Source organism: Stenotrophomonas sp. SAU14A_NAIMI4_5 (assembly GCF_003086795.1).
In the GTDB taxonomy this organism is placed as follows: Bacteria; Pseudomonadota; Gammaproteobacteria; order Xanthomonadales; family Xanthomonadaceae; genus Stenotrophomonas.
The window spans coordinates 1,173,746-1,198,766 of the sequence record NZ_CP026003.1 but is presented as its reverse complement, the minus strand read 5'-3'; the positions used below and the strand labels follow the sequence as shown (position 1 = coordinate 1,198,766).

Here is a 25,021-nt window from a genome sequence, read left to right as displayed (position 1 = left end):
AGCTCTCGCCCGAAGATCGACCGATGATCCACTCCGACCAAGGCTGGCATTACCAGCACGAAAAATACCGCCACACGCTCGCAAAGCACTCGCTGAAACAGAGCATGTCCCGGCGCGGCAACTGCCTGGACAATGCGGCCATGGAGAGCTTCTTCGGGACGCTGAAGTCGGAATTCTTCTACCTGAAGACCTTTGACAGCATCGAAAGGCTGGAAGCCGGGCTAATGGAGTACATCCGGTACTACAACGAAGACCGTATCCGATTGAAACTAAAGGGCCTGAGCCCGGTAAAGTACCGGCAGCAGGCCGCGTTGGCCGCCTGATCCCCCAACTGTCCAACTTTTGGGGGTCACTTCATGGATGGGTTCACGGCGTCCCCGCACGCCCACAGCGCCCCGCCTCCCCTCAGGAAGCCAGCACTTGATCTTGACGTTGCTCTAGCGGGTGCAGGGCAGCAGCCCTGCAATAAAAAACCCCACCCTCAGTACCGGGGCCGGCCTTCTTCCAGCACCTGCCGCAGGAACGGCACCGTGATCCGCCGCTTCGCCGCCAGCGACTCCCGGTCCAGCCAGTCCAGCAGCGTGATCAGCCCACCCAGCTCGCGCCCGGTATGCGACAGCAGCCACTCGATGGCTGCCTCGTCGATCGCGAGCCCACGCCGCAGCGCGCGCTCGCGAAGCACCGCCGCCCGGCCTTCCTCGTCCAGCGGCTGCAGCAGCACCCGCACGCACTGGCCCAGCCGCGAACGCAGGTCCGGCAGCACCAGGCCCAGCTCGCCCGGCGCATGCTGCGCCGTGTACAGCACCGTTATCCCCGCCGCGCGCGCACGGTTGTGGAAGTCGAACAGTGCAATCTCGTCCTCGCGGTGGCCCGCCACCGCATCCAGGCCATCCAGCGCCACCAGCTCACGCTGCTCCAGGCCATCCAGCGCCGCCGCCACCCGGCCAACCGCGCCGGCCAGCGGCACGTAGGTCGGCAGGCGCCCGGCCTGCTGCGCGCTGGAACACATCGCCAGCGCCTGGTGGGTCTTGCCCGTGCCCGCCGCACCTTCCAGGTAGACCCAGTCATGGCTGGCGCCCACCGCGATCGCACGCAGCTGCGCCAGCGCGCCGTCCGGCGCGCCGATGAAGGTCTCCAGGCGCTGGTCCCGCGGGTAATGCAGGGCCAGCGGAAGTTGCGGCACACCAATCACTTCGGGTCCGGGCCGTGCTCGTAGGGGTCGAGGATGATATGGGGTGCGTCGATCACGCCATCAAGCACGATGGCCGGCTTTTCGCCGACGTACAGCTCGCTCTGGCGGTAACGCTGGTGCGCATAGCGCAGCAGCACGTTGCTGACCGCCGCCACCGGCAGCGCCAGCAGCATGCCGAGGAAGCCGAACAGCTGGCCACCGGCCATCACCGCGAAGATCACCGCCACCGGGTGCAGGCCGATCTTGTCGCCGACGATGCGCGGGGTCAGCACGTAGCTTTCCAGCAGCTGGCCGACGGTGAACACCACGCCCACCAGCAGCAGCAGCTTCAGGTCGATGCCCTGTGCCTGCACCAGCGCCGCCACCACCGCCATCACGATGCCGGTGGTCGCGCCCAGGTACGGGATGAAGCTGATCAGTCCAGCCACCAGGCCGATCAACAGGCCCAGCTTCAGGCCGACCAGCGACAGGCCGGCGGCGTAGATCACGCCCAGCGCCACCATCACCAGGAACTGGCCACGGATGAACGCGCCCAGCACCTCGTTGGATTCGCGGGCCAGGTTGGTGATCGTGCCGATGTGGTTGCGCGGGATCACCGAGGCGACGCGCTCGACCAGCTTGTCCCAGTCACGCAGGAAGTAGAACGCCAGGATCGGCAGCAGCGCCAGGTTGACCATCCAGGTCACCACGGTGAAGCCCGAGCGCGAGACATAGCCCATGAAGGTCGTGGCGAAGCCGCCGGCCTGCTGCCAGTGGCTGCGCACCCACTCGATCAGCCGGTCCGGGTCCATCCACTGCATTACTTCCAGGCCGGTCTTCTGCTCGAACCACGGGATGCCGGTCTGCATCAGCCAGGCCTGCGCCTGCGGCACGGCGGCCATCAACGTGGTGATCTGGCGCTCGATCATCGGCACCAGCACCAGCAACAGCGCGGTCACCACCAGCACCATCGCCACGAACACCAGCACCACGCCGGTGTTGCGCGAGCGGCCGGTGGCCTCGATGCGGTCGACCAGCGGGTCGCCCAGCCAGGCCAGCGCCAGGGCCAGCACGAACGGGGTCAGGATGGGGGCCAGCAGCCACACCACCCAGCCGATCAGCAGGGCGACGGCCACGTACTTCAGCCGTCGCAGGAACTGCGCGATTTCCGCTTCCGGGGATTGGGTCATCGCAGCCAGTACTCGTTGCTGACCGGGGCCGGCTGCGGTGCGCCGGTGCTGTCATCGATCGGCGCCGGCAGGGCCGGCAGGGTCGCCGACGGCACCAGCACGCCGTTGTCGCCCAGCATCCGGTTGAAGCCGGCCAGGCCGGTGGTCATTTCAAGGTTCAGCTCCAGGCGGTCGGCCGTCGCCCGCAGCGGGGTGACGTTGCGCACCACCGGCACCTGGCGCAGGCCGGCGGCCAGGCGCAGGTACTGGTCGGTGCTGCCGATGCCGGTAACCACGATGCGGTAGGTACCGGCCGCGCCGGTCGCTGCACCGGCCTTGGCGTAGCGCTTGACCAGGGCGTCGGCGGCGCCGTCGGCACCGGCGGCCATCGCGCGCATGGCGTTGGCGTCCTTGGTGGTCCACTTGTTCAGCTCGCGGCCGTTGTCGACGAACACCCAGTCCGCCTGCCAGCCGCCATTGGCACGGTACAGCTTGCCGATCAGCTGCATCGGCGGCGAGTAGCGGGCCGATGCGCGGGACACTGCGGCGCTGTCCTGGCGCCAGATGGCCCCGGCCAGCGCCTGTTCGGCGGCACCACCGCTGGGCAGGCCCAGCTTGTAGCCACGCTCGATGGCGCGGTTCAGCAGCGGGCGGGCCGCATTGGCCTGCTGCACGCTGACCAGGCGCGGGCCGCTGCCGTCGTCCACGGCCAGCCAGACCACCGGCTTCGGACGCGGCTGCGGCCACAGCGGCAGGCCCAGGGCCGAGACCAGTGCATCGACGTCATCCTCGCGGAAGCGGGCGACCAGCAGGGTCCGGTAGCTGGGCGCGCCACTGGCGCCGACGCTCTGGTCCTGCTTGAAGTCGTAGCTGGCCACGTAATCCTTGGCGTTGCGCAGGGCCTGCACCACGCCCGGGCGCGCGGTCACGTTGCGGTCGCCGGACAACTTGCCCAGCACCACGCTCAGGGCACGGGCCAGGCCACCGTTGCGGTCGGCCTCGGCCTGGCTGTTCACAGGCACTTCGGCCTCGTAGGCACCACTGGCGGTGGCGACATCTCCCTCGGTGCGAAGGGCGCTCTGGGCCATCGTGGCCACCGGCAGGCACAACGCAAGGAGCAGGGCGGGAATAAGGCTGCGGCGCATCAGGACATCCATTGGCTCGACGTATCCGGGGGGAATTGTTGCCCGAATACGGACTTTGCGCCAATGCGGCCTGTTAAAATCGTCCGTTCAACCCCTGCCAGCGCCGACGCCCGTGACCAACACCCCGTCTTCCGCCCCCTCCCCCCTCACCTACCGTGACGCGGGTGTCGACATCGACGCCGGCAACGAGCTGGTCGAGCGGATCAAGCCCCTGGTCAAGCGCAGCTTCCGTCCGGAAGTGATGGGCGGCCTGGGTGGCTTCGGCGCCCTGTTCGACCTGTCCAACAAGTACCGCGAGCCGGTGCTGGTGTCGGGCACCGACGGCGTGGGCACCAAGCTGAAGCTGGCCCACCAGCTGAACCGCCACGATACGATCGGCATCGACCTGGTCGCCATGTGCGTCAACGACGTGCTGGTGCAGGGCGCCGAGCCGCTGTTCTTCCTGGACTACTTCGCCACCGGCAAGCTGGACATCGACACCGCCGCGGCGGTCGTGGGCGGCATCGCCAACGGCTGCACCGAGGCCGGCTGCGCGCTGATCGGCGGCGAAACCGCTGAAATGCCCGACATGTACGCCCCGGGCGAGTACGACCTGGCCGGCTTCACCGTCGCCGCGGTCGAGAAGAGCGAACTGAAGGACGGCGCCAGCGTGGCCGCCGGCGACGTGCTGATCGGCATCGCCTCCTCCGGCCCGCACTCCAACGGCTACTCGCTGGTGCGCCGCATCTACGACCGCGCCGGCCAGCCGGCCGACCTGGAGCTGGAAGACGGCGTCAAGCTGGTCGACGCGCTGATGGCGCCGACCCGCCTGTACGTCAAGCCGATCCTGTCGCTGCTGAAGTCGCACGGTGCGGCCATCCACGGCATGGCCCACATCACCGGTGGCGGCCTGACCGAGAACATCATCCGCGTGGTGCCCGACGGCCTCGGCCTGGACATCCAGGCCTCGGCCTGGCCGCTGCCGCCGGTGTTCCAGTGGCTGCAGAAGGAAGGCGCCGTGGTCGACAGCGAGATGTGGCGCACTTTCAACTGCGGCATCGGCTTCGTGCTGATCGTCGCCCCGGAGCAGGTCGCCGCGGTGTCCGAAGCCGTGCAGGCGCAGGGCCTGGACCACTGGCCGATCGGCCAGGTGGTCACCGCCAGCGGCGCCGAACGCGTCCGCATCGCCTGATCGGCACCCAAGGAGCCCGCATGGACGCTACGCCCCCGTTGTCCGCCGCACCGGTGCCGCCCCCGGCCCCGGTTGCGCCCGCACTGACCGCACAGGACATCGACCACCTGCGCCTGCTGGCGATCTTCCATTACGTGGTGGCCGGCCTGGCCGCCGTGTTCGGGCTGATCTTCTGCATGCACATCGTGATGGGCATCGCCATGCTCAGCGGCGCCCTGCCGATGAACTCCAACGGCCAGGCCACGCCGCTGCACGAGCAGCAGTTCATGGGCTGGATGTTCATCATCATGGGCGGCTGCGCGGTGTCCTTCGGGCTGGGCCTGGCAGGCTTCATCGCCTATGCCGGGCGCTGCCTGAAGCAGCGGCGCCGGCACCTGCTGTGCATGGTGGTGGCCGCCATCGCCTGCCTGTTCACCCCGTTCGGCACCGTGCTGGGCGTGTTCACCCTGGTCGTGCTGCTGCGCCCGCAGGTGAAGGCGGCCTTCGAAGCCAACGCGCCTTCCCGCCGCTGAGACACCCGATGGCCGCCGCATGACCGCACGCATCGCCGTACTGGCCTCCGGCCGTGGCAGCAACCTGCAGGCCATCCTTGATGCGATCGATGCCGGCCGCCTGCCGGCCGAGGTGGTGGGGGTCTTCTCCGACCGCCCCGACGCAGCGGCACTGCAGCGCGTGGGGCCCGGCCAGCGCTGGGCACACGCACCGAAGACCTTCAGCGACCGCGCCGCGTACGAGCAGGCGCTGGGCGATGCCGTGCAGGCGGCGGCCCCGGACTGGATCGTCTGCGCCGGCTACATGCGCATCCTCGGCGCCGACTTCGTGCAGCGCTTCAACGGCCGCCTGGTCAACATCCATCCGTCGCTGCTGCCGCTGCACAAGGGCCTGCACACCCACGCCCGTGCGCTGGAAGCCGGCGATGCGGAACACGGCGCCAGCGTGCACCTGGTGGTGCCGGAGCTGGATGCCGGCACCGTGCTGGCCCAGGTGCGCGTGCCGGTGCTGGCCGGCGATGACGCAGACAGCCTGGCGAACCGGGTGCTGGCGGTCGAACACCCGCTGCTGATCGCCACCCTGCAGCTGCTGTGCGGCGGCCGCCTGGCTGAACGGGAGGGTCAGCCGACACTCGACGGTCACCCCCTGTTTAGCCCGTTGGCTCTAGATTCCGCCGGAAACCTGAACCGGTAACGCCCGTGCACACGCCCCGCTGACTGCGGGGCTGGCATCCTGCCTCCTCCTGCGGTTCCTGCCCGCCATGAAGAACACGCCTCCGTTGCGCAAATTCCTGCTGCTGCCGTTCGCCGTGCTCGCTTTCGCCGCGTGGGCACAGACCCCGCCGTCGGCCGAACCCGCGCCCGTGGTCCAGGCACCGCCCGAACCGGCCGTGCCCGCGCTGCCGGCGATGGCCTGGGAGCCGCCGCCGCTGCAGCCGTTCAGCGCCACCTACCAGGCCTTCTACAAGGGCAAGGAGGCAGGCGATGCGACCATGCAGGTCAGCCACACCGGCGGCAACCAGTGGCGGGTGGACATGCAGGTGGTCGGCCGTCGCGGCTTCGCCAGCGTGCTCGGCCTGAACCTGGAGCAGAGCACCGTGTTCGAGGAGCGCAATGGCGTCTACGCGCCGTTGAGCCAGAGCACCGTGCGCAAGGGCCTGTTCCTGGGCAAGAAGGCAGTCGGCACCTACGACTGGGAAGCCGGTACGGCGCAGTGGACCGGCGATGTGAAGAAGGACCGCGCCCAGCCCATCCCGCTGCAGCCCGGCGACCAGAGCGCGCTGCTGCTGAACCTGTCGCTGATGCGCGATGCCCGCCCCGGCGCGGTGATGCACTACCGCTACGTCGAACTGGGCAAGGTGCGCCAGCACGATTACCAGGCCGCCGCACAGACCGAGAACGTCGAGGTCGGCGACCTGTCCTACAACGCACTGAAGGTCTACCGCACCAACGGCGGCAAGAACGAAACCATTCTCTGGATCGCCAACGGTGTCCCCACCCCGGTGCGCATCCTGCAACGCGAAGATGGCGAGGACCGTGTCGACCTGCGCCTGATCGAATACCAAGGAGTATGAGCATGACGACCCTGACCCGCCCGCTGACCTGGATCGCTGCTGCCGCACTGTCGGTGGCCAGCCTGCCGGCCATGGCCCTGCAGCCGTTCAAGGCTGATTACCTGGCCAGCTACATGGGCATGCAGGCCAACGGCACCATGACCCTGGCCAACGAAGGCACCGGCAAGTGGCGCTACAACCTGCAGGTGAAGAACCAGCTGGCCGACCTGAGCCAGAGCACCGTGTTCGAGGAAGTGCGTGGCCAGCTGCGCCCGCTGAGCAGCCAGGACCGCTCGGCACTGCTGGTGAAGAAGCGCAACGTGCAGGCCAACTACAACTGGACCAGCAACCAGGCCACCTGGACCGGCGACATCAAGCCGGACCGCGCCGGCCCGGTCGCGCTGAAGGCCGGTGACATGGACGCGCTGCTGATCAACCTGGCGATCGCCCGCGACCTGGCCGCCGGCAAGCCGCTGACCTACCGCATGGTGGACGAAGGCCGCATCAAGAACATGACCTACAAGGTCGTGGGCAAGGAAGCGGTGACCGTGGGCGGCAAGAGCTACCAGGCCACCAAGGTCTCGCGCGTGGACGGAGACAAGGAACAGATCGCCTGGATCGTGCCCGAGTTCCCGGTGCCGACCCGCATCCTGCAGCGCGAAGGCGGCCGCGACGCGCTGGACCTCACCATCAAGGCGTTGAACTGACGCGCCCGGGGTCGGATCCCTTCCGCCAGGAAGGGCTCTGACCCCATCCATGCTTCCGCGCTGCGCGCTCGCCGGGCATGGCCCGGCGCTACCGTGTTATTCGGCCGCGGCCGGCGTGAACTCGGTACGGCAGTCCACCCGGATCTGCTGGCCGCTGCTGCGCCAGACGAAGGTGCGGCAATGGCGGTTGCCTTCCTGGCTGTCGTTCACCGCAACGGCATAGAACGACTGGATGATCTCGTCACGGCTGACCGTGCCATCGCCATTCCAGTCCATGTCCTTCTGCTCGATGCCCTTGGTGATGGCCAGGTTGGCGTACCAGGCATAGCCCAGCCACGCCAGCACGATCAGCACCAGGGCCAGCAGCGCCTTGCGGCGGGGGCTGAAGCGGCCGCGCAGGATCACGGCACGCGCCGGATGGTGGCGCCGAGCGAAGACAGCTTCTCTTCGATGTTCTCGTAGCCACGGTCGAGGTGGTAGATGCGGTCGATGGTGGTGTCACCGTCGGCCATCAGGCCGGCCAGGATCAGCGACGCCGACGCGCGCAGGTCGGTGGCCATCACCGGTGCACCGCTCAGGCGCTCGTGGCCGCGGGCGATCGCCGTGTGGCCTTCCACCTGGATGTCCGCGCCCAGGCGCAGCAGTTCGTTGACGTGCATGAAACGGTTCTCGAAGATCGTTTCGTTGATCACGCCCACGCCGTCGGCCACGCAGTTGAGCGCCATGAACTGCGCCTGCATGTCGGTCGGGAACGCCGGGTACGGCGCGGTGGTCAGGTTGACCGCCTTCGGCCGCTTGCCCTGCATGTCCAGGGTGATGCTGTCTTCGGTGGTCTCGATCGTCGCACCGGCCTCGACCAGCTTGGACAGCACGGCGTCCATGGTGTTCGGGCGCGCGCGGTTCACGGTCACCTTGCCGCCGGTCATCGCCGCGGCCACCAGGAAGGTGCCGGTTTCGATGCGGTCGGGCAGCACTTCATGGCGGCCACCGGACAGGCGCTCGACGCCTTCGATGACCAGGCGGGCGGTGCCCAGGCCTTCGATCTTCGCGCCCAGTGCGATCAGGCAGTGCGCCAGGTCGGTCACTTCCGGTTCCATCGCGGCGTTGTCGAGGATGGTGGTGCCCTCGGCCAGCACGGCGGCCATCAGCACGTTCTCGGTGCCGGTGACGCTGACCATGTCGAAGGTGAAGTGGCCACCCTTCAGGCGCTTGGCGGTGGCCTTGATGAAGCCGTTCTCGACCACGATGTCCGCACCCAGCGCCTGCAGGCCCTTGATGTGCTGGTCGACCGGACGCGAACCGATGGCGCAGCCACCGGGCAGCGACACTTCGGCCGCGCCGAAGCGGGCCAGCAGCGGGCCCAGCACCAGGATCGAGGCGCGCATGGTCTTGACCAGCTCATACGGCGCCACGTGCTGGTTGACCGAGCGCGGGTCGACCACGATCGCGCTGCCGCGCGACAGGGTGCCCTGGTCGATGGTGACCTTGGCACCCAGTTCGCCCAGCAGCTTCACCGTGGTGACCACGTCGTGCAGGTGCGGCACGTTGGTGATCTCCACCGGCGCATCGGCCAGCAGGGTCGCGCAGAGGATGGGGAGGACGGCGTTCTTGGCGCCGGAGATGCTCACTTCACCGTGCAGCGCAGCGCCGCCGGTCACAACGATCTTGGCCATGTATTGGGAATCTTCTGCGGTTCAGCCGGCTTCGGCCGGGGTCACGGTTTTCAGCGCCAGCGCGTGGATCGCGCCGCCCATCAGGTCTCCCAGAGTGGCATAGACCATCCGGTGGCGGGCCAACGGCATCTTGCCGGCAAAGGCCTCACAGACCACGGTCGCTTCGAAATGCACGCCATCGTCACCGCGCACGTCGGCGCGGGCGCCCGGCAGGCCGGTTTCGATCAGGTTGCGGATGGTGTCAGCGTCCAACGGGCTTTCCTAATAAAATGAACCCTCATTCTACTTCCGCTGCGTGGCGTCCGCATGGCCGAGTCCTCCCTGCCCCCCCGTTCCGTCGATCCCGCCGCCCTGGTGGCCAGCGGCCGCCGCGTGTTCGAGATCGAGCAGCAGGCGCTGCAGGCCGTGGCCAACGGGCTGGGCGAGGCCTTCCAGCAGGCCTGCCAGGCGATCCTGGGCAGCCGCGGCCGGGTGGTCGCCACCGGCATGGGCAAGTCCGGCCACGTCGCCCGCAAGATCGCCGCCACCCTGGCCTCCACCGGCACCCCGGCCTTCTACGTGCACCCGGGCGAGGCCGGCCACGGCGACCTGGGCATGATCACCGAGGATGACGTGGTGCTGGCGCTGTCCTATTCGGGTGAATCGGACGAGGTGCTGATGCTGCTGCCGGTGCTCAAGCGCCAGGGCAACGTGTTGATTTCCATGACCGGCCGGCCGCAGTCCAGCCTGGCCAAGGCTGCCGACGTGCACCTGGACGTCAGCGTGCCGGCCGAGGCCTGCCCGCTGGCGCTGGCACCGACCTCCAGCACCACCGCCTCGCTGGCGATGGGCGATGCGCTGGCCGTGGCCCTGCTCGACGCGCGCGGCTTCACCGCCGACGATTTCGCCCGCTCGCACCCGGCCGGCAGCCTCGGCCGCCGCCTGCTGCTGCACATCACCGACGTGATGCACAGCGGCGAGGACCTGCCCAAGGTCGATGCCGAGGCCAGCCTCAGCCAGGCGCTGATGGAGATGAGTCGAAAGCGGCTGGGCATGACCGCCGTGGTCGACGCCCAGGGCGTGCTGATCGGCTTGTTCACCGACGGCGACCTGCGCCGCGCGCTGGATACCGAGCTGGACGTGCGCACGGCGAAGATCGCCGAGGTGATGACCCGCAACCCGCGCACCATCGGCGCCGACCAGCTGGCGGTGGAAGCCGCGCGGCTGATGGAGACCCACAAGATCAACGGCCTGATCGTGGTCGATGGCCAGGGCCGCGCGGTCGGCGCGCTGAACATTCATGACCTGTTGCGGGCCCGGGTGGTTTAACCGAGAGTCGGTAGACCCCATTCAGACTGTACCCGCACCCGCCCCAACCGAGCCTGATGCCCTGATGCCCTGGTCCCCCCTGCCCGCCTTCCCCGCCCACCTGCATGCCGTCGCGGCCCGTATCCGCCTGGCCTGTTTCGACGTGGACGGCACCCTCACCGACGGTCGGCTGTACTACGACAAGGACGGCAACGAGAGCAAGGCGTACTTCGTGCAGGATGGTCTGGGTCTGAAACTGCTGCAGCAGCACGGCATCCACCCCGTGCTGATCACCGCGCGCAACAGCCAGTCGGCGCTGCGCCGCGGTGCCGATCTGGGCATCGACACCCAGATCGCGGTGGGCGACAAGCTGGCCAGCGTGCAGGCGCTGTGCGCCCAGCACGGCATCGGCCTGGACCAGGTGGCGTTCATGGGCGACGACCTGCCGGACCTGGCGCCGCTGGGCGCGGTCGGCCTGGCCGTGGCCCCGGCCAACGCCCACCCGTGGATCGCCGAGCGCGTGCACTGGACCACCCGCAGCGACGGCGGCCGTGGCGCCGCCCGTGAGCTGTGCGACGTGCTGCTGGCCGCGCAGGGACACATCGATGCGGTGCTGGCGAGGTTCGGCGCATGAATGCTCCGTCGCTGAACTGGCGCACCGTGCTCGGCGTCGGCCTGCTGCTGGCGGCCCTGCTGAGCAGCTGGGCGGCCCTGCGCAACCGCGACAAGGGGCCGGTGCAGACCGGCCAGGACGTCGGCGTGGATTACATCCTGCACGACTTCCAGATCGTGGCGCTGGACGAACAGGGCAAGGAATCGACCACCCTGCGCGCACCGCTGCTGGAGCGCCAGCGCGGCGACCAGACCATCAACATCACCACCCCGCTGTTCGAGATGCCCGACAAGGACGGCCAGCACTGGACCCTGCGCGCGCAGACCGGCTGGCTCAGCGCCAAGGGCGACCAGATGAAGCTGCGCGGTGACGTTTCCGGCGACAGCCCCGCCGCCCCCGGCGTCGTACCCACCACCTTCCGCACCGACCACCTGGACGTGTTCCCGAAGGAAAGCCGCGCCCGTACCGATGCCCGGGTCATCATGACCCGCCCGGGCATGGAGCAGTCCGGCGTCGGGTTCGAGGTGGATTCGAAGAACAACACGTATCATTTCCTCAGCCAGTCCAAGGGCCGCTACACGCCCCAACGCTGATTCCGCCGCTGGCCCGCGACGTCGCCATTGCGACTGGCGCAGGGCCGCAGCCCCCACCCGCCGCCCGGCCTGACCGGGCAGCCTCACCGGTAGAACGGACCCCGATGAAGATTCCCTTTGCTGCCGTGCTCGCCCTTGGTCTGCTGGTCCCCGCCTTCGCGCAGGCCAAGTCCACCGACCGCAACGAGCCCATGAACATCGATGCCGGCGCACAGGCCGGCAACCTCACCGGCGATGGCAAGACCACGCTGTCGCAGGGGGTGGTCATCACCCAGGGCTCGCTGGACCTGCGTTCGTCCGAGGCCGAGATCTACATGAAGGACGGCGAGGCCGTGCGTGCCGTGTTCACCGGCAAGCAGGCCAAGATGAAGCAGCAGCTCGATGACGGCACCTGGATGGACGCAGTGGCCGACAAGATCGACTACGACATCAAGACCGAGATCATCACCCTCACCGGCAACTACAAGGTGACCAGCGCGCGCGGTACCAATGCCGGCCAGCGCATGGTCTACAACACCCGTACCGGCGAGATGAATTCCGGTGGCGACGGCAGCCGCGTGCGTACCGTCATTCCGCCCAAGAACAAGACGCCTGCTGCGCCGGCGGCCGGGAGCAAGAAGTAATGCTTGTCGCCAAGGGCCTGCGCAAGAAGTACAAGCAGCGCGAAGTCGTCAAGGACTTCGGGCTGACCCTCGATGCCGGTGAAGTGGTCGGCCTGCTCGGCCCCAACGGCGCCGGCAAGACCACCTGCTTCTACATGATCGTGGGCCTGGTCGAAGCCGATGCCGGCAGCATCGTGCTGGACGGCCAGGACATCACCGGCGACCCGATGTACACGCGCGCCAAGCAGGGCGTGGGCTACCTGCCGCAGGAACCGTCGGTGTTCCGCAAGCTGACCGTGGCCGACAACCTGCGCCTGGTGCTGGAGCTGCGCGACGACCTGGATTCGGCCGGCCGCGAGCGCGAACTCAGTGGCCTGCTCGACGAACTGCAGCTGGGCCACGTGGCCGACCAGCTCGGCGCCAGCCTGTCCGGCGGTGAACGCCGCCGCTGCGAGATCGCCCGTGCCCTGGCCGCCAAGCCGCGCCTGATCCTGCTCGACGAACCCTTCGCCGGCGTCGATCCGATCTCGGTCGGCGAGATCCAGCGCATCGTCACCCATCTCAAGCAGCGCGGCATCGGTGTGCTCATCACCGACCACAACGTGCGCGAAACCTTGGGAATCTGCGACCGCGCGTATATCCTCGCTGAGGGCACCGTCCTCGCCCAGGGCTCGCCGGAAGCGATCCTGGACAACGCCGACGTCCGTCGCGTCTACCTTGGAGATTCCTTCAAGCTGTGACGGCGGCCGCCGGGCCCATCCCCTCCGTTTCGGCATAGGCATGAAGACTCGGCTGCAGACATCGTTGGGACAGCAGCTGGTGCTGACACCACAGCTGCAGCAGGCGATCAAGCTGCTGCAGATGTCCACCACCGAGCTGGAGCTGGAAATCGCCCAGGCGGTGGAAAGCAACCCCCTGCTGGACTGGGCCGACAGCAGCGATGCCGGTGCCGGTGCCAGCAGCGACAGCGCCGATGACGGCGGTGCCGACGGCGATGCGCCGCCGGAACCGGCCGCGCCCAGCGGCGACGACTGGGCCCCCGCCGAGCTGGACTGGAACAATCCTGGCAGCAGCGGCAGTTTCGACGACGATGAGGACACCGGCAGCGCCGCCGAGCGCGTGGCCGAGGTCGAGACCCTGGCCGACCACCTGCTGTGGCAGCTGCACCTCTCGCACCTGTCGACGCGCGACCGCAGCATCGGCGCGGCGCTGATCGATGCGCTGGAAGAAGACGGCTACCTGCGCGAGCCGCTGGCGACCATCGCCGAAACCCTGCTGCCGGCCATCCATGCCGGCGAAGACGAGATCCTCACCGTGCTGCACCAGGTGCAGCGCTTCGACCCGGTGGGCGTGGCCGCACGCTGCCTGGGCGAATGCCTGCAGCTGCAGCTGGACGTGCTGCCCGCCGACACCCCCGGTCTGGCGCTGGCCCGGCAGGTCGCCGCCGGCCCGCTGGAGCGCCTGCCGCGCAGCGGCGTGGCCGGCCTGGCCCAGGAACTGAAGCAGCCGCTGGCCGAGGTCGAGACCGCGGTCGCCCTGCTGCGCTCGCTGGACCCGCGTCCCGGCACCCAGATCGCACCGCTGGCGCAGGACACCTACGTGGTGCCGGACGTGGTGGTGTGGCGGCAGAACGGCCTGTGGCGCGCCGCGCTGGCCGCCCACGCCGGGCCCAAGGTGATCATCCACCGCGGCTACGAACAGATGATCCGCCGCTGCGGCGACGCCGACGCCGGTTACCTGCGCGTCCAGCTGCAGGAAGCCCGCTGGCTGCTCAAGGGCCTGCAGGCGCGCGGCGAGACCCTGCTGCGGGTGGTGCGCAGCCTGATCCAGCAGCAGGCCGGCTTCCTCGAATTCGGTGAACAGGCACTGCGCCCGCTGACCCTGCGCGAGATCGCCGCCGAGCTGGGCCTGCATGAATCCACCGTCTCGCGGGCGATCGCCCGCAAGCACGTACGTACGCCGCGCGGCACCCTGCCGCTGCGCGCGTTCTTCGCATCCGGCATCGACACCGAAGGTGGTGGCGAAGCTTCCAGTACCGCCATCCAGGCGATGATCCGCCGCCTGATCGATGACGAAAACCCACGCAAGCCGCTTTCTGACGCCAAGCTGGCTGACCTGCTCAAAACGTCGGGAATCCCAGTAGCGCGGCGCACCGTGGCGAAGTATCGTGAGGCCATGAACATCTCCGCCTCGCACGAAAGGGTCAGAATCGCTTGACGCGCCGCCGCGCCCGGCGGAGAGGTTCATTGGCACATCCGAACACAGGAGAAACCCGATGCGCATCGAAACGTTTGGCAAAGATGTCGAAGTCACCCCGGCCCTGCAGTCGTATGTTGAAGAAAAGCTGGCCCGGGTCGGAAAGCACTTCGACCAGCACTGCGAAGCGCGGGTAACCCTCAAGCTGCAGAAGACCGAACACCACGTCGACGCCAGCCTCAATATTCCCGGCCAGACCCTGCACGCCGAAGCCGGCGGCCAGACCATGTATGCCGCCATCGACGTGCTGGCGGACAAGCTCGACCGTCTGGTGATCAAGCACAAGGAGAAAAAACAGCAGCACGCACCGCTGCCGGTGGGCGACAATGGCGGCTGATCGCCACCGCTCCCCGCAGACATGCCACTGACTGACCTCCTGGCGGCCGTGCAGACCCAGCTCTGCACGGCCACCGACCGCGACAGCGTCCTGCAGGCCGCCGCCGGGTTGCTGGCCTGCCGCCAGGCCAACGCCGAACAGATCTACCTCAACCTGTGCCAGCGCGAAGCCCTGGGCAGTACGGCGATCGGTTGCGGCATCGCCATTCCCCACGGCCGGGCGCCTGCCCTGGACCGTCCCCGCGGCGCCCTGCTGCGGTTGCAGACCCCGGTCGATTTCGGCGGCGATGAACCGGTGGATCTGGTGTTCGCCATGGCCGTTCCCGCCCACTACACCCACCAGCACCTGATGCTGCTGTCCGAACTGGCCGAGCTGTTCTCGACGCCGTCGATCCGCGACGCCCTGCGCGCGGCCGGCGATGCAGGGGAACTGCGCGAGGCCCTGGACCTTCCCCCATCGGCGAGCGCCGCATGAATACCAGCATCACCGCACGCGAACTGTTCGACCAGCAGCGCGAGCGGCTGGGACTGCGCTGGGCCGCTGGCAAGGCCGGCGAAAAACGCGAGCTGGAAGCCGGCAACACGGTCTCCCGCCGCCCTTCGCTGGCTGGCTACCTCAATGCGATCTACCCCAACAAGGTGCAGATCCTCGGGACCGAGGAACTGTCCTGGCTGGACGCGCTGGAACCGCGCCAGCGCTGGGAGACCATCGAGAAGATCATGCAGTCGCACCCGCTGGCGCTGGTGCTGACCCGCAACCAGGCGTGCCCGGAAGACCTGCGCGCGGCCGCCGATGAATCCGGCACGCCGCTGTGGCTGTCGCCCAAGCGCGGCCATGAACTGCTCAACCACCTGTCCTACCACCTGGCGCGCACGCTGGCGCCGCGGGTCATCCTGCATGGCGTGTTCATGGAGATCTACTCCATCGGCGTGCTGATCACCGGTGAGGCCGGGTCGGGCAAGAGCGAGCTGGCGCTGGAACTGCTCAGCCGCGGCCACCGCCTGGTGGCCGACGATGCCCCCGAATTCACCCAGATCGCCCCCGACGTGCTTGATGGCACCTGCCCCGAGCTGTTGCAGGACCTGCTGGAAGTGCGCGGCCTGGGCGTGCTGAACGTGCGCGAGATGTTCGGTGATACGGCGGTAAAGAAGAACAAGTACCTTCGGCTGATCGTCCACCTGACCAAGCCGATGACCGAACCCACCCCGCACGGTTACGAGCGCCTGACCGGCGATTCGGGCACCCGCCACGTGCTGGACCTGGACGTGCCGCTGATCACCCTGCCGGTGATGCCCGGCCGCAACCTGGCGGTCCTGACCGAGGCGGCCACCCGCCTGCACATTCTGCGTACCAAGGGTATCGACCCGGCGGCGATGTTCATCGCCCGCCACAGCAACCTGCTGGAACGGCGAACGCCCTGAGCCCCACCACCAAGAGCCTGTCCATGAGCACCCCCACCCCCACCGCCCCGACCCTGATCATCGTCAGCGGCCTGTCCGGCTCGGGTAAATCCGTCGCCCTGAAGACCTTCGAGGACCAGGACTACTACTGTTCGGACAACCTGCCGATCCAGCTGCTGCCGGCTTTCGTCCGCAGCGTGCTGGAGAACCATGACGGTGGCGCGCCGCGCCGGCTGGCGGTGGGCATCGACGTCCGCGGCCAGGCCGACCTGAGCCAGCTGGCCAACTGGCGCAAGCTGGCCACCGATGCCGGCGTGGAAACGAAGGTGCTGTACTTCGAGGCCAGCGACGAGACGATGCTCAAGCGCTATGCCGACACCCGTCGCCGGCACCCGCTGAGCCAGCTCGGGCTGTCACTGCCCGAAGCCATCGCCCGCGAGCGCGAGCTGATCGCACCGCTGCGCCGCGAGGCCGATGTGGTGATCGACACCAGTGCATTGAACGTGCACCAGCTGCGCCGGCGCATCATCACCGAGTTCGCGATGGGCCACGCCACGCGCCTGTCGCTGCTGTTCGAATCGTTTGCCTACAAGCGCGGCGTGCCGGCCGAGGCCGACTTCGTGTTCGATGCGCGCGTGCTGCCCAACCCGCACTGGGACCCGGACCTGCGTGCACTCAGCGGCCGCGAGCCCGGCGTGCGTGACTACCTGGAAGCGCAGCCGGACGTGCAGCGCTACCTGACCCAGCTGATGGATTTCCTCGACACCTGGCTGCCCAAGCTGGGCGATGGCACCCGCAGCTACGTGACGGTGGCCTTCGGCTGCACCGGCGGCAAGCATCGCTCGGTGTACCTGGCCGAGCGCATGGCACGGCACGCCCGCGAGATGGGCTGGGATGACGTGGCCACGTACCACCGCGAACAGGATTGACCTTAGAGCGAAGACGGAACAATGGGCGTAGATCCACGCCATGCGTGGAGACCGCCCGCAGGGCGGCACAAGCATCCGTAGCCGGCCGCTGCCCTCAACCACTTTCGTCCGAAGTTGAACGCCTGCCGGAGCTGCCCGGGGGCGTTTGGCTGCTCCACGCGGGGCCCATCCACGCATGGCGTGGATCTACTGGGCGGAATACATGAATACGGGACACAGTGCCCCTCTCCTGCTGCTATCGCCAATTCACCTCGACCTGTTAACGTGCAGTAATGACCTGTGGCATTCTCCTCGTAACACATCCCGGGGTCGGGACCGCCCTGCTTGACGTGGCGACCCGGCTGCTGCGGCAATTGCCGCTGAAAACCGAAGCTTTCGAAGTACCGTTCGACGCAGACCTGGATGCCCTTCTCCCGCTCGCCTCGGCTGCTCTGCGCCGGGTCGATGGCGGCGAAGGCGTGCTGATCCTGACCGACCTGTACGGCGCCAGCCCCGCCAACCTCGCCGGGCAGCTGGCCCGGTTGGGGACCCCGGTTCGCCGGGTGTCGGCGCTGAGTCTGCCGATGTTGCTGCGGGTGATGAATTATCCGGAACAGGGACTGGATCAACTGCCCGCCACAGCCGCGGCGGGCACCCGTAATGGAGCGATAGTCGACGATGCTTGAACGAGAACTCACCGTGAGCAACCGCCTGGGCCTGCATGCCCGGGCCACCGCCAAGCTGGTGCAGACGCTGGCCCCATTCCGCTGCAACGTGACCATGGCCGCCAAGGGCCGTGAGATCAACGCCAAGAGCATCATGGGCGTGATGCTGCTGGCCGCCGCCCAGGGCACCCCGGTCACCATCCGCATCAACGGCGAGGATGAAGCCGCGGCGATGGACGCCGTGGTCGACCTGTTCGAGCGCCGCTTCGACGAGGACAGCTGAGCGTGCCACGCGCACGCGCCGGCCAACCTGCCACCGGCCAACGGCCGGTACAGCTGCTGGCCGGCCACGGCGCCGCACGCGGTTCGGCGATGGGACGGGCGCGGGTGCGCCTGCCGCACGCGCTGGAAGTGGCCGAACAACGCGTCGCACCACAGCAGGTGGAGGCCGAGCTGGCCCGCCTGCACCGCGCACTGGATGCCGCTCGCGCGGAAATGCATGACCTGCGCCAGCGCCTGCACGGTGCACTGAGCCACGATGTCGGCGAATTCCTCGACCTGCACGCGCTGCTGCTGGACGACCCCGAACTGCTGTATGGCCTGGACGAACTGATCCGCAGCGGCCCCTACAGTGCCGGCTACGCGCTGCGCCTGCAGCGCGACCGCCTGGCCAAGGTCTTCGATGGCATGGACGATGCCTATCTGAAGAGCCGCATGGACGACCTGGACCATGTGATCGGCCGCATCCACGCCTTCCTGCAGCCCGACCGCCCGCCGGTGGTGAAGGGCCTGGCCGGCGAGATCCTGGTCTGCGACAACATCGCCCCGTCCGAGCTGGCCCAGCTGCAGGCGCAGGGCGTGGTCGGCATCGTCACCGCCGCCGGCAGCGCGCTGTCGCACAGCGCGATCCTTGCCCGCAGCCTGCACCTGCCGCTCATCGTCAACGTGCAGCAGGTGCTCAGCCGCATCGTCGATGGCGACGTGCTCATCATCGATGGCGCCGACGGCAGCATCACGGTCAACCCGCAGGCCGACAACCTGCGCGAATACCGCGTGCGCCTGAAGGAGCACGCGCGCGAGCAGCGCGAGCTCGGCCGCCTGCGCAGCAAACCCAGCCGTACCCGCGACCAGGTCGACATCGCCCTGCTGGCCAATGCCGAATCGCTCGAGGACGTGACCCAGGCGCATGCGCTGGGCGCTCAGGGGCTGGGCCTGTACCGCACCGAATTCCTGTTCCTGCAGCGCAACGAGCTGCCGGACGAAGAAGAACAGTTCCAGACCTACCGCGATGCCGCCCTGGGCATGAGCGGGCGACCGGTCACCATCCGCACCCTCGACCTGGGCGCGGACAAGGCCGACCGCACCGGGCTGACCCTGAGCAACGAGGAAAACCCGGCACTGGGCCTGCGCGGCGTGCGCCTGTCGCTGGCGCGGCCGAAGGTGTCCGACACCCAGCTGCGCGCGATCCTGCGCGCGTCCGCCTACGGCAAGCTGCGCGTGCTGATCCCCATGGTCAGCACCCGCGAGGAACTGCTGGCGGTACGCCGGCGCATGCTCAAGCTGACCGAACAGCTGCGCGGCGAAGGCCACGTGGTGGCCGAGCACGTGCCGTTGGGCGCGATGATCGAAGTGCCCGCCGCTGCGCTGGCGCTGGAGAGTTTCATCGACCTGGTCGACTTCCTGTCGATCGGCACCAACGACCTGGTGCAGTACCTGCTGGCCGCCGACCGCAACAACGAAGCGCTGGGCGAGCTGTATTCGCCGCTGCACCCGGCGGTGCTGCGCCTGCTGCAGATGGTCATCGACACCGGCGCACGCCATCGCATCCCGGTGGCCGTGTGTGGCGAGATGGCCGGCGACGCGCGCATGACCCCGCTGCTGCTGGCACTGGGGTTGAGCGAGTTCAGCCTGCACCCGGGCACCCTGCTGGAAGTGCGCCGCGCGATCCGCGAAGCCGACCTGGCCACACTGCGCGCGCGCGCGCCGAAGCTGCTGGCCGCGCGCGACCGCCGCGGCATCGAGCGCTGGCTGGCGCTGGTGGCCGAGACTCCCTGACTGCCGCGCTACGCGCTCGCCGGGCACGGCCCGGCGCTACCACCACAACGCATCCCCGGTAGCGCCGGGCCATGCCCGGCGGCTATGCGTTGAAACATCCGCTTGCGATAATGACGCGCTGAACACCCCTCTTGCCGCATCCTTGCCGGGATCGCGGCTTTTCTCTTCCCGCGGGAGCTGTGATGGCTGAAGCCGTACGCCACGACAAGACTGCACGCCAACTGCGGATGCTGTCCGATGCACTGGACAGCGGCCGGCTGGGGCCGGTGCGTCGGCTCGTCAACACGCTGGCGCCGGCCGAGATCGGCAACCTGCTCGAATCGCTGCCCCCGGGCAAGCGCGAAGTGGTGTGGGGGCTGGTCGATCCCGAGGACGATGGCGAGGTGCTGGTCCACGTCGGCGAGGAAGTGCGCGAGAGCCTGCTCGCGGACATGGACCCCGACGAAATCATCGCCGCGGTCGAAGACCTCGACATCGATGACCTGGCCGACCTGGTCGAGGACCTGCCCGATACGGTCATCGACGAGGTCCTCAAGTCGATGGACCGCGAGAACCGCGAGCGCCTGGAACAGGTGCTGTCGTATCCCGAGGACAGCGCCGGCCGACTGATGAACCCGGACGTGGTGACCGTGCGCGCCGACGTAAATGTCGACGTGGTGCTGCGCTACCTGCGCCTGCGCGGCGAACTGCCCGACCACACCGATCACCTGTTCGTGGTCAGCCGCCGCCACCAGTACCTGGGCCGCGTGTCGCTGGCCGCGCTGGTGACCCACGAAGACACCACGCCGATCAACCGCCTGATCGACGACGAACAGCCGGCCATCGACGTCGGCGAGAGCGACCAGGAAGTCGCCCGGCAGTTCTCCGACCATGACTGGGTGTCCGCGCCGGTGGTGGACGACAACAACATCCTGCTCGGCCGCATCACCATCGATGACGTGGTGGACATCATCCGTTCGCAGGCCGAGCACCAGGCACTGGGCGCGGCCGGCCTGGACGAAGAAGAGGATCTGTTCTCGCCGATCAAGCGTGCCGTGCGCGGCCGCGTGGTCTGGCTGGGCATCAACCTGTGCACGGCGTTCCTCGCCGCCAGCGTGATCGGCCAGTTCGAACTGACCCTGCAGAAGGTGGTGGCGCTGGCAGTGCTGATGCCGATCGTGGCCGGCGTCGGCGGCAACGCGGCGGTGCAGGTGCTGACCCTGATGGTGCGCGGCATCGCGCTGGGCCAGGTGGGCCAGAGTAATGCGCGCATCCTGCTGTGGAAGGAAGCGCGCGTGGCGCTGATCAATGGCACGCTGATCGGCCTGCTGGTCGGGCTCATCGCGTTCGTGTGGTTCCACAGCCTGCTGCTGTCGCTGGTGATCACCCTGGCGCTGATCATCAACTTCCTGGCCGCGGCGCTGGCCGGCGTGCTGCTGCCGCTGCTGCTCAAGCGCATGAACGTGGACCCGGCCGTGGCCGGCACCGTGGTGGTGACCGCGGTGACCGACGTGATGGGCTTCTTCAGCTTCCTCGGCCTGGCCACCCTCATTCTGCTGCACTGAACCTGCATGGGGTCGGATCCCGCGAAGCGGGCTCCGACCCCGACTGCATCAACTCCGGACGCCCCCATGGCCACCACGATTGAAAACTACTTCCAGCCCGGCTGGCGCGAGCAGATGCACACCTGTGCCGCCTGCGAGTGGAAAGGCAACGCGCGGGCGATGGTGATGGAGCTGGACGAGGACGCCACCGAGTACGACTGCCCGGTGTGCGAGAACCCGCTGCTGGTGGTGATGCACCCGGACATGGCGCAGGTGCAGGCCGCCGCTGCCGAGGGCAATGCCGAGGCGCAGGAGCAGCTGGACATCATCGCCAGTTTCCCGCGCCCGGACTGATCCGGCGCTGGCCGATCACCGGGCCCGCACTACGGCGGCGGCGGGCGACGCCCGGAATTCCGCAGCAGCCATGCGGCGCGCGCGCGTGCCTGGTCCAGTTCGTCCGGCGACATCGACAGCCCCAGTGCTTCGGCTACCGAACCTGCTCCGCACATCGAGCCTGTTGCGCAAAGCTGGTGGAGCAGTGGCGAGTCCGCTCCGCAAGGCAGGCCGCGGTCGCAGGCGGCCAGCATCCATGCCGCCGAGTCGGCCTGCGTGCCCGCCGGGTACGGACTGAGGGCCGCCATCGACCCATCACCGGAACAGCCCAACGCCCGCGAGAGTGCCAGATAGGCGTAGGGATCCTGCGCCGACAGCGCCAACTCGATCACGCGCTTCTGGTCTGCCGGCGAGGGCTTCGGCTCCCCATACCCCCGCGTGCCCTCGAACACGTCTTCGACCTGCGCGGCAAACGCTCCCTGGTCGGCGGCCACGCGCCGGTATCGCCCCCATGCCAGCGCCGCTTCGTTGCCATCGATTCCCTCACAGCGTTGCCCCATCCAGGCCGTGCTGCGGTACTTGGCGGCCCGTTGCCCGGCAGGCATGGCGGAGAGGTCCAACATCTGCGGATCGAAGGACCAGATGCATTCGTTGTAGATGCGGCTGAGCAGATAGCTGGCCTCAGCATCGCCCGCCAGTGAGCGTTGCTTCAATCCATCGATCATCGGCGACAACCACTTCGCCGATGCGTAGCGGGCCTGCAGATCGGTTTCGAGCGGCTGCCCTGACGGGCGGGCAACCTGCTGCTGCCAGATGCTGCCAGCGCCCTGCGTCTCCTGCCCGGTCGCATGCAGGGACTGCCCGCCCTGCGGTGCCCCCTGCCAGTGCCACTGCACTGCCAGCACCAGCACCACAACCGCGGCCAATCCAACCGCCGCGCGCCTGCCAATACTCACGTTGGCTTCCCATTCCTTTGGTTGTGGCCATTCTGGCGAGGCACGCCGCACAGAGCAACGTGGCCTGTGCGCCGATATTGCGCTGCAGAACGCGCTGTGATCTCGGCCGCGTTACGATGAAAACGATTCCACACCCGCTGAGACGGCTCCATGATCGCTCCCTTCCGCCGCTTGCTGCCGCTGCTGTCCCTGCTGATGCTGGCCGCCTGCGCCAGCACGCCCGACAGCGCGCGTGGCCACTTCGAATCCCGTGCGGTGAAGGTGGACGGGCAGACCGCGTACTACCAGGTCTTCATTCCGGCGGTGGCAGCACGCACGCCCGGCTCGCTGCCGGTGGTGCTGTTCCTGCACGGCTCGGGTGAGCGTGGCCGCGATGGCGTCAAGCAGACCCATGCCGGACTGGGCCCGTACCTGCGCGAACATGCGACTGACTTCCCGGCGCTGGCGGTCTTCCCGCAGGTGCCCGGCGACGAGGAGTGGAGTGACCACAACAACCGTGTGGCCGTGGCCGCGCTGGATGCCACGATTGCCGAGTTCGGTGCCGACCCGGCGCGGCAGTACCTGACCGGCATGTCGATGGGCGGCTACGGCAGCTGGAACATCGCCCTGGACGAGCCGCAGCGTTTTGCCGCCATCGTGCCGGTATGCGGCGCGGTGCTGGCCCCGCGCGCGGTGCGCCCGACCCTGTTCGTCGAACAGGTCGCCCACGAGGCCGATCCCTATGCGGCGATCGCGCAGCGCCTGCGGCAGACGCCGATCTGGATCTTCCACGGTGCGCAGGACGACGTGGTGCCGCCGGGCGATGACCGCCGCCTGCACGCCGCCTTCCAGGCGGCCGGCGCGGGCGACGTGCGCTATACCGAGTACCCCGACGGCAACCACAACGCCTGGGACGCGACCTACGCCGACCCGGCGATGTGGGCATGGCTGTTCGCGCAGAAGCGCTGACGGCCGATCAACGGGCTGCTAGGCTGAGCGTCAGGCGCCAGTGGCGGCGCACCAGGGAGCGGGACGATGAAGGCAGGGATGCTGCAGGCAGCGCTATGTGTGCTGTTGGCGTGTAGTGCGCAGGTGCAGGCACAGGAAGCGGAACCCGACTTCCGGCTGACCACGCTGCAACCCTCACGAATGAACGTCGACAGTGGCCTGGGCCATCATCTGCGCGACGACGTCAGCGCGGCCACGCGCATCACCCAGAGCGGCGACCTGAAAGCGGCCGAACAGCAACTGCGGGCACCGCTGTCCTATTGCCGCGCGCAGCGCGACACCCCCGGGCGGCGCGCCCTGGCCTTCAGCAGGCGCCAGCAGTACGAGCAGTACGTGGCCGAACATGCCGATGGCATGCCCACCGAGTGGCTGGACATCACCTGTGCGTCGGCCCTTCAGCAGCTGGCCTACATCCGGGTGGAGCAACGCCGTTTCGAGGATGCCATCGTGGTGCTGGAGGAAGCCATGGCACTGGCACCGCTTGATCCGGAAAGCTTCAACGAAATGGGCGTTGCGCTGATCCAGCTGCGGCGCCCGAAGGAAGCACTGGACTTCTACGAGCGCGCGCTGGCCCTGATCGATCGCGACAGCGTATCGGCCAAAAGCCGCCCGGTGGCACTGCGGGGTATCGGCTTCACCCTGATCGAACTGGGCGAACTGAAGAAAGCGCGCGCGACCTTCGAGCACGTGCTGGAGATTCAACCGAACGACCCGAAGTCGTTGAACGAACTGGCCTACATCGACGCGATGGAAGCCCGGTAAGGCCCCGGCAGATTGGCAGGGCCTTTGGTAGGTGCCGACCGTTGGTCGGCACTGTCACACCGATTCTGGATGATCCACTGCCTGCAGCGTCCCATCCATGTTCCATCGACACCACGCATGGGGATACTCACCAAGCTGCGTGGTCAATCCCGCCCTGATCGGATTGCCCAACACGTACATCGCATGACGAAACAGCGACTCATCAGACCGGATTGCGTGATCGTGATAGCTCGATTGCCAGAAACTTCCTGATCGGCCGAGCCTGCGATTGATCTGCAATGCACTGCTCGATTTGAAGCGCTGCATGATGTAGTCCAGCGAGAATGCGCGGAGCTCCACGAGCCAATGAATGTGGTCGGGCATGACCACGTAGGCATGGGAGTGCGTCAGGCCTTCCGTGTCAATCCGATGGAGAGCGTCCATCACCGCCTGCGCGGCAGTGGGATCGTCGAAGTAGCGTCGACGCCCATGGGTGACCGTGGTCAGGATGTAGGAATGGCCGATACGGGAATGGCGGCCAAGCCGCAGGCGTGCGCGGTTCATGGACACAAGCGTGTGCCCATCACCTGTCCATTGCTATCGGGTAAGCACTTCAAGGCAGGTAAGGCAGTGCCGACCAACGGTCGGCACCCACCAAGGCACCCATCCAGGCAGTTCAGTGCCA

At 68.1% G+C, this 25,021-nt stretch carries 31 protein-coding genes; 23 read left to right on the top strand and 8 right to left on the bottom strand.

Annotated elements, in window-relative coordinates; genetic code table 11:
• Positions 1–323, top strand: a 323-nt coding sequence (locus C1925_RS05755) for an IS3 family transposase (protein ID WP_216821993.1), incomplete at its 5' end; no start/stop codon positions are given.
• A gap of 158 nt (positions 324–481) precedes the next feature.
• Here the strand turns inward: C1925_RS05755 and hda are convergent.
• Genes hda through C1925_RS05740 form a run of 3 tightly spaced genes read right to left on the bottom strand, consistent with a single transcriptional unit; the run spans position 482 to position 3,485 of the window.
• Complete coding sequence (hda, locus tag C1925_RS05750) at positions 482–1,189, bottom strand: DnaA regulatory inactivator Hda (protein ID WP_108770628.1); 708 nt, start codon at positions 1,187–1,189, stop codon at positions 482–484.
• Positions 1,189–2,361 carry an AI-2E family transporter gene (locus C1925_RS05745; protein WP_108768050.1) on the bottom strand — a complete coding sequence of 391 codons (1,173 nt, stop codon included), beginning with the start codon at positions 2,359–2,361 and terminating at the stop codon, positions 1,189–1,191. The genes hda and C1925_RS05745 overlap by 1 nt, the downstream gene beginning before the upstream one ends.
• On the bottom strand, positions 2,358–3,485 hold the full coding sequence (locus C1925_RS05740; RefSeq protein WP_254051392.1) for a DUF2066 domain-containing protein: 1,128 nt from the start codon (positions 3,483–3,485) through the stop codon (positions 2,358–2,360). Before C1925_RS05740 ends, C1925_RS05745 begins: the two co-directional genes overlap by 4 nt.
• A gap of 112 nt (positions 3,486–3,597) precedes the next feature.
• On the opposite strand from C1925_RS05740, the gene purM reads away from it, so the two are divergent.
• The 5 genes from purM (at position 3,598) to C1925_RS05715 (ending at position 7,407) form a co-directional block, all read left to right on the top strand.
• Positions 3,598–4,656 (top strand): phosphoribosylformylglycinamidine cyclo-ligase, encoded by a 1,059-nt coding sequence (purM, locus tag C1925_RS05735; protein ID WP_108768048.1) that lies wholly within the window; start codon positions 3,598–3,600, stop codon positions 4,654–4,656.
• A gap of 20 nt (positions 4,657–4,676) precedes the next feature.
• Positions 4,677–5,168: a hypothetical protein gene (locus C1925_RS05730; protein WP_108768047.1), complete on the top strand. Its 492-nt coding sequence runs from the start codon at positions 4,677–4,679 to the stop codon at positions 5,166–5,168.
• 19 nt (positions 5,169–5,187) lie between these two features.
• The gene (purN, locus tag C1925_RS05725) at positions 5,188–5,841 is read left to right on the top strand and encodes a phosphoribosylglycinamide formyltransferase (protein WP_108768046.1); all 654 of its coding nucleotides are present in this window, start codon (positions 5,188–5,190) and stop codon (positions 5,839–5,841) included.
• Between the two features lie 67 nt (positions 5,842–5,908).
• Positions 5,909–6,721, top strand: coding sequence for a DUF3108 domain-containing protein (locus tag C1925_RS05720; protein ID WP_108768045.1), 813 nt, complete (start codon positions 5,909–5,911; stop codon positions 6,719–6,721).
• A 2-nt stretch (positions 6,722–6,723) separates the two neighbouring features.
• Positions 6,724–7,407: a DUF3108 domain-containing protein gene (locus tag C1925_RS05715; RefSeq protein ID WP_108768044.1), complete on the top strand. Its 684-nt coding sequence runs from the start codon at positions 6,724–6,726 to the stop codon at positions 7,405–7,407.
• 96 nt (positions 7,408–7,503) lie between these two features.
• Here C1925_RS05715 and C1925_RS05710 read toward each other — a convergent pair whose 3' ends face one another.
• The 3 genes from C1925_RS05710 to C1925_RS05700 are packed head-to-tail and all read right to left on the bottom strand — an operon-like array spanning position 7,504 to position 9,332.
• On the bottom strand, positions 7,504–7,812 hold the full coding sequence (locus C1925_RS05710) for a hypothetical protein (RefSeq protein WP_108768043.1): 309 nt from the start codon (positions 7,810–7,812) through the stop codon (positions 7,504–7,506).
• On the bottom strand, positions 7,809–9,080 hold the full coding sequence (gene murA / locus C1925_RS05705) for a UDP-N-acetylglucosamine 1-carboxyvinyltransferase (protein ID WP_108768042.1): 1,272 nt from the start codon (positions 9,078–9,080) through the stop codon (positions 7,809–7,811). Before murA ends, C1925_RS05710 begins: the two co-directional genes overlap by 4 nt.
• A gap of 21 nt (positions 9,081–9,101) precedes the next feature.
• Entirely contained in the window at positions 9,102–9,332 is a 231-nt protein-coding gene (locus C1925_RS05700; RefSeq protein WP_021202589.1) for a BolA family protein, read from the bottom strand.
• A gap of 54 nt (positions 9,333–9,386) precedes the next feature.
• Here C1925_RS05700 and C1925_RS05695 point away from each other — a divergent pair, with 54 nt between their 5' ends.
• The 15 genes from C1925_RS05695 (at position 9,387) to C1925_RS05625 (ending at position 21,673) form a co-directional block, all read left to right on the top strand.
• A complete protein-coding gene (locus C1925_RS05695; protein WP_108768041.1) occupies positions 9,387–10,388 on the top strand; it encodes a KpsF/GutQ family sugar-phosphate isomerase in 1,002 nt (333 codons plus the stop codon).
• A gap of 64 nt (positions 10,389–10,452) precedes the next feature.
• Positions 10,453–11,001, top strand: coding sequence for an HAD hydrolase family protein (locus C1925_RS05690; protein ID WP_108768040.1), 549 nt, complete (start codon positions 10,453–10,455; stop codon positions 10,999–11,001).
• The gene (lptC, locus tag C1925_RS05685) at positions 10,998–11,573 is read left to right on the top strand and encodes an LPS export ABC transporter periplasmic protein LptC (protein ID WP_108768039.1); all 576 of its coding nucleotides are present in this window, start codon (positions 10,998–11,000) and stop codon (positions 11,571–11,573) included. Before C1925_RS05690 ends, lptC begins: the two co-directional genes overlap by 4 nt.
• Before the next feature lie 104 nt (positions 11,574–11,677).
• Positions 11,678–12,196 (top strand): lipopolysaccharide transport periplasmic protein LptA, encoded by a 519-nt coding sequence (gene lptA / locus C1925_RS05680; RefSeq protein WP_108768038.1) that lies wholly within the window; start codon positions 11,678–11,680, stop codon positions 12,194–12,196.
• On the top strand, positions 12,196–12,915 hold the full coding sequence (lptB, locus tag C1925_RS05675; protein WP_108768037.1) for an LPS export ABC transporter ATP-binding protein: 720 nt from the start codon (positions 12,196–12,198) through the stop codon (positions 12,913–12,915). Before lptA ends, lptB begins: the two co-directional genes overlap by 1 nt.
• A 40-nt stretch (positions 12,916–12,955) precedes the next feature.
• A complete protein-coding gene (locus C1925_RS05670) occupies positions 12,956–14,392 on the top strand; it encodes an RNA polymerase factor sigma-54 (protein WP_108768036.1) in 1,437 nt (478 codons plus the stop codon).
• Positions 14,393–14,450: 58 nt separating this feature from the next.
• The gene (raiA, locus tag C1925_RS05665) at positions 14,451–14,768 is read left to right on the top strand and encodes a ribosome-associated translation inhibitor RaiA (RefSeq protein WP_079220898.1); all 318 of its coding nucleotides are present in this window, start codon (positions 14,451–14,453) and stop codon (positions 14,766–14,768) included.
• A gap of 21 nt (positions 14,769–14,789) precedes the next feature.
• Positions 14,790–15,242 (top strand): PTS sugar transporter subunit IIA, encoded by a 453-nt coding sequence (locus C1925_RS05660; RefSeq protein ID WP_108768035.1) that lies wholly within the window; start codon positions 14,790–14,792, stop codon positions 15,240–15,242.
• A complete protein-coding gene (gene hprK, locus C1925_RS05655) occupies positions 15,239–16,189 on the top strand; it encodes an HPr(Ser) kinase/phosphatase (protein WP_079220896.1) in 951 nt (316 codons plus the stop codon). Before C1925_RS05660 ends, hprK begins: the two co-directional genes overlap by 4 nt.
• Positions 16,190–16,212: 23 nt before the next feature.
• Complete coding sequence (gene rapZ, locus C1925_RS05650; protein ID WP_174213488.1) at positions 16,213–17,097, top strand: RNase adapter RapZ; 885 nt, start codon at positions 16,213–16,215, stop codon at positions 17,095–17,097.
• 272 nt (positions 17,098–17,369) lie between these two features.
• Positions 17,370–17,762 carry a PTS fructose subfamily transporter subunit IIA gene (locus tag C1925_RS05645; RefSeq protein ID WP_010483657.1) on the top strand — a complete coding sequence of 131 codons (393 nt, stop codon included), beginning with the start codon at positions 17,370–17,372 and terminating at the stop codon, positions 17,760–17,762.
• Positions 17,755–18,024 carry an HPr family phosphocarrier protein gene (locus C1925_RS05640; protein WP_079220894.1) on the top strand — a complete coding sequence of 90 codons (270 nt, stop codon included), beginning with the start codon at positions 17,755–17,757 and terminating at the stop codon, positions 18,022–18,024. The genes C1925_RS05645 and C1925_RS05640 overlap by 8 nt, the downstream gene beginning before the upstream one ends.
• A gap of 2 nt (positions 18,025–18,026) precedes the next feature.
• Complete coding sequence (gene ptsP, locus C1925_RS05635) at positions 18,027–19,796, top strand: phosphoenolpyruvate--protein phosphotransferase (RefSeq protein ID WP_108768034.1); 1,770 nt, start codon at positions 18,027–18,029, stop codon at positions 19,794–19,796.
• A gap of 182 nt (positions 19,797–19,978) precedes the next feature.
• Positions 19,979–21,340, top strand: a complete 1,362-nt coding sequence (gene mgtE, locus C1925_RS05630; RefSeq protein WP_108768033.1) for a magnesium transporter — start codon at positions 19,979–19,981, stop codon at positions 21,338–21,340.
• A gap of 66 nt (positions 21,341–21,406) precedes the next feature.
• Positions 21,407–21,673, top strand: coding sequence for a hypothetical protein (locus tag C1925_RS05625; protein WP_108768032.1), 267 nt, complete (start codon positions 21,407–21,409; stop codon positions 21,671–21,673).
• 29 nt (positions 21,674–21,702) lie between these two features.
• On the opposite strand, the gene C1925_RS05620 is transcribed toward C1925_RS05625, so the two are convergent.
• Positions 21,703–22,566, bottom strand: coding sequence for a hypothetical protein (locus tag C1925_RS05620; RefSeq protein ID WP_159097491.1), 864 nt, complete (start codon positions 22,564–22,566; stop codon positions 21,703–21,705).
• Between the two features lie 192 nt (positions 22,567–22,758).
• Here C1925_RS05620 and C1925_RS05615 point away from each other — a divergent pair, with 192 nt between their 5' ends.
• Both C1925_RS05615 and C1925_RS05610 read left to right on the top strand, forming a co-directional pair.
• Positions 22,759–23,556 (top strand): prolyl oligopeptidase family serine peptidase, encoded by a 798-nt coding sequence (locus C1925_RS05615; RefSeq protein ID WP_108768030.1) that lies wholly within the window; start codon positions 22,759–22,761, stop codon positions 23,554–23,556.
• A gap of 66 nt (positions 23,557–23,622) precedes the next feature.
• Entirely contained in the window at positions 23,623–24,357 is a 735-nt protein-coding gene (locus C1925_RS05610) for a tetratricopeptide repeat protein (RefSeq protein ID WP_108768029.1), read from the top strand.
• 54 nt (positions 24,358–24,411) lie between these two features.
• On the opposite strand, the gene C1925_RS05605 is transcribed toward C1925_RS05610, so the two are convergent.
• A complete protein-coding gene (locus tag C1925_RS05605) occupies positions 24,412–24,900 on the bottom strand; it encodes a transposase (protein ID WP_108768028.1) in 489 nt (162 codons plus the stop codon).
• Positions 24,901–25,021: the final 121 nt, after the last annotated feature.

Bases quoted from the DNA above. Each gene is read 5' to 3' on its own strand.
- C1925_RS05670 (WP_108768036.1), top strand. From the start codon at position 12,956: ATGAAGACTCGGCTGCAGACATCGTTGGGACAGCAGCTGGTGCTGACA.
- C1925_RS05660 (WP_108768035.1), top strand. From the start codon at position 14,790: ATGCCACTGACTGACCTCCTGGCGGCCGTGCAGACCCAGCTCTGCACG.
- raiA (WP_079220898.1), top strand. From the start codon at position 14,451: ATGCGCATCGAAACGTTTGGCAAAGATGTCGAAGTCACCCCGGCCCTG.
- C1925_RS05715 (WP_108768044.1), top strand. From the start codon at position 6,724: ATGACGACCCTGACCCGCCCGCTGACCTGGATCGCTGCTGCCGCACTG.
- C1925_RS05690 (WP_108768040.1), top strand. From the start codon at position 10,453: ATGCCCTGGTCCCCCCTGCCCGCCTTCCCCGCCCACCTGCATGCCGTC.
- C1925_RS05740 (WP_254051392.1), bottom strand. From the start codon at position 3,485: ATGCGCCGCAGCCTTATTCCCGCCCTGCTCCTTGCGTTGTGCCTGCCG.
- C1925_RS05610 (WP_108768029.1), top strand. From the start codon at position 23,623: ATGAAGGCAGGGATGCTGCAGGCAGCGCTATGTGTGCTGTTGGCGTGT.
- C1925_RS05695 (WP_108768041.1), top strand. From the start codon at position 9,387: ATGGCCGAGTCCTCCCTGCCCCCCCGTTCCGTCGATCCCGCCGCCCTG.
- C1925_RS05625 (WP_108768032.1), top strand. From the start codon at position 21,407: ATGGCCACCACGATTGAAAACTACTTCCAGCCCGGCTGGCGCGAGCAG.
- purN (WP_108768046.1), top strand. From the start codon at position 5,188: ATGACCGCACGCATCGCCGTACTGGCCTCCGGCCGTGGCAGCAACCTG.
- lptA (WP_108768038.1), top strand. From the start codon at position 11,678: ATGAAGATTCCCTTTGCTGCCGTGCTCGCCCTTGGTCTGCTGGTCCCC.
- C1925_RS05640 (WP_079220894.1), top strand. From the start codon at position 17,755: ATGCTTGAACGAGAACTCACCGTGAGCAACCGCCTGGGCCTGCATGCC.
- C1925_RS05745 (WP_108768050.1), bottom strand. From the start codon at position 2,361: ATGACCCAATCCCCGGAAGCGGAAATCGCGCAGTTCCTGCGACGGCTG.
- C1925_RS05645 (WP_010483657.1), top strand. From the start codon at position 17,370: ATGACCTGTGGCATTCTCCTCGTAACACATCCCGGGGTCGGGACCGCC.
- C1925_RS05615 (WP_108768030.1), top strand. From the start codon at position 22,759: ATGATCGCTCCCTTCCGCCGCTTGCTGCCGCTGCTGTCCCTGCTGATG.
- hprK (WP_079220896.1), top strand. From the start codon at position 15,239: ATGAATACCAGCATCACCGCACGCGAACTGTTCGACCAGCAGCGCGAG.
- C1925_RS05605 (WP_108768028.1), bottom strand. From the start codon at position 24,900: ATGAACCGCGCACGCCTGCGGCTTGGCCGCCATTCCCGTATCGGCCAT.
- mgtE (WP_108768033.1), top strand. From the start codon at position 19,979: ATGGCTGAAGCCGTACGCCACGACAAGACTGCACGCCAACTGCGGATG.
- C1925_RS05720 (WP_108768045.1), top strand. From the start codon at position 5,909: ATGAAGAACACGCCTCCGTTGCGCAAATTCCTGCTGCTGCCGTTCGCC.
- rapZ (WP_174213488.1), top strand. From the start codon at position 16,213: ATGAGCACCCCCACCCCCACCGCCCCGACCCTGATCATCGTCAGCGGC.
- murA (WP_108768042.1), bottom strand. From the start codon at position 9,080: ATGGCCAAGATCGTTGTGACCGGCGGCGCTGCGCTGCACGGTGAAGTG.
- lptB (WP_108768037.1), top strand. From the start codon at position 12,196: ATGCTTGTCGCCAAGGGCCTGCGCAAGAAGTACAAGCAGCGCGAAGTC.
- C1925_RS05730 (WP_108768047.1), top strand. From the start codon at position 4,677: ATGGACGCTACGCCCCCGTTGTCCGCCGCACCGGTGCCGCCCCCGGCC.
- lptC (WP_108768039.1), top strand. From the start codon at position 10,998: ATGAATGCTCCGTCGCTGAACTGGCGCACCGTGCTCGGCGTCGGCCTG.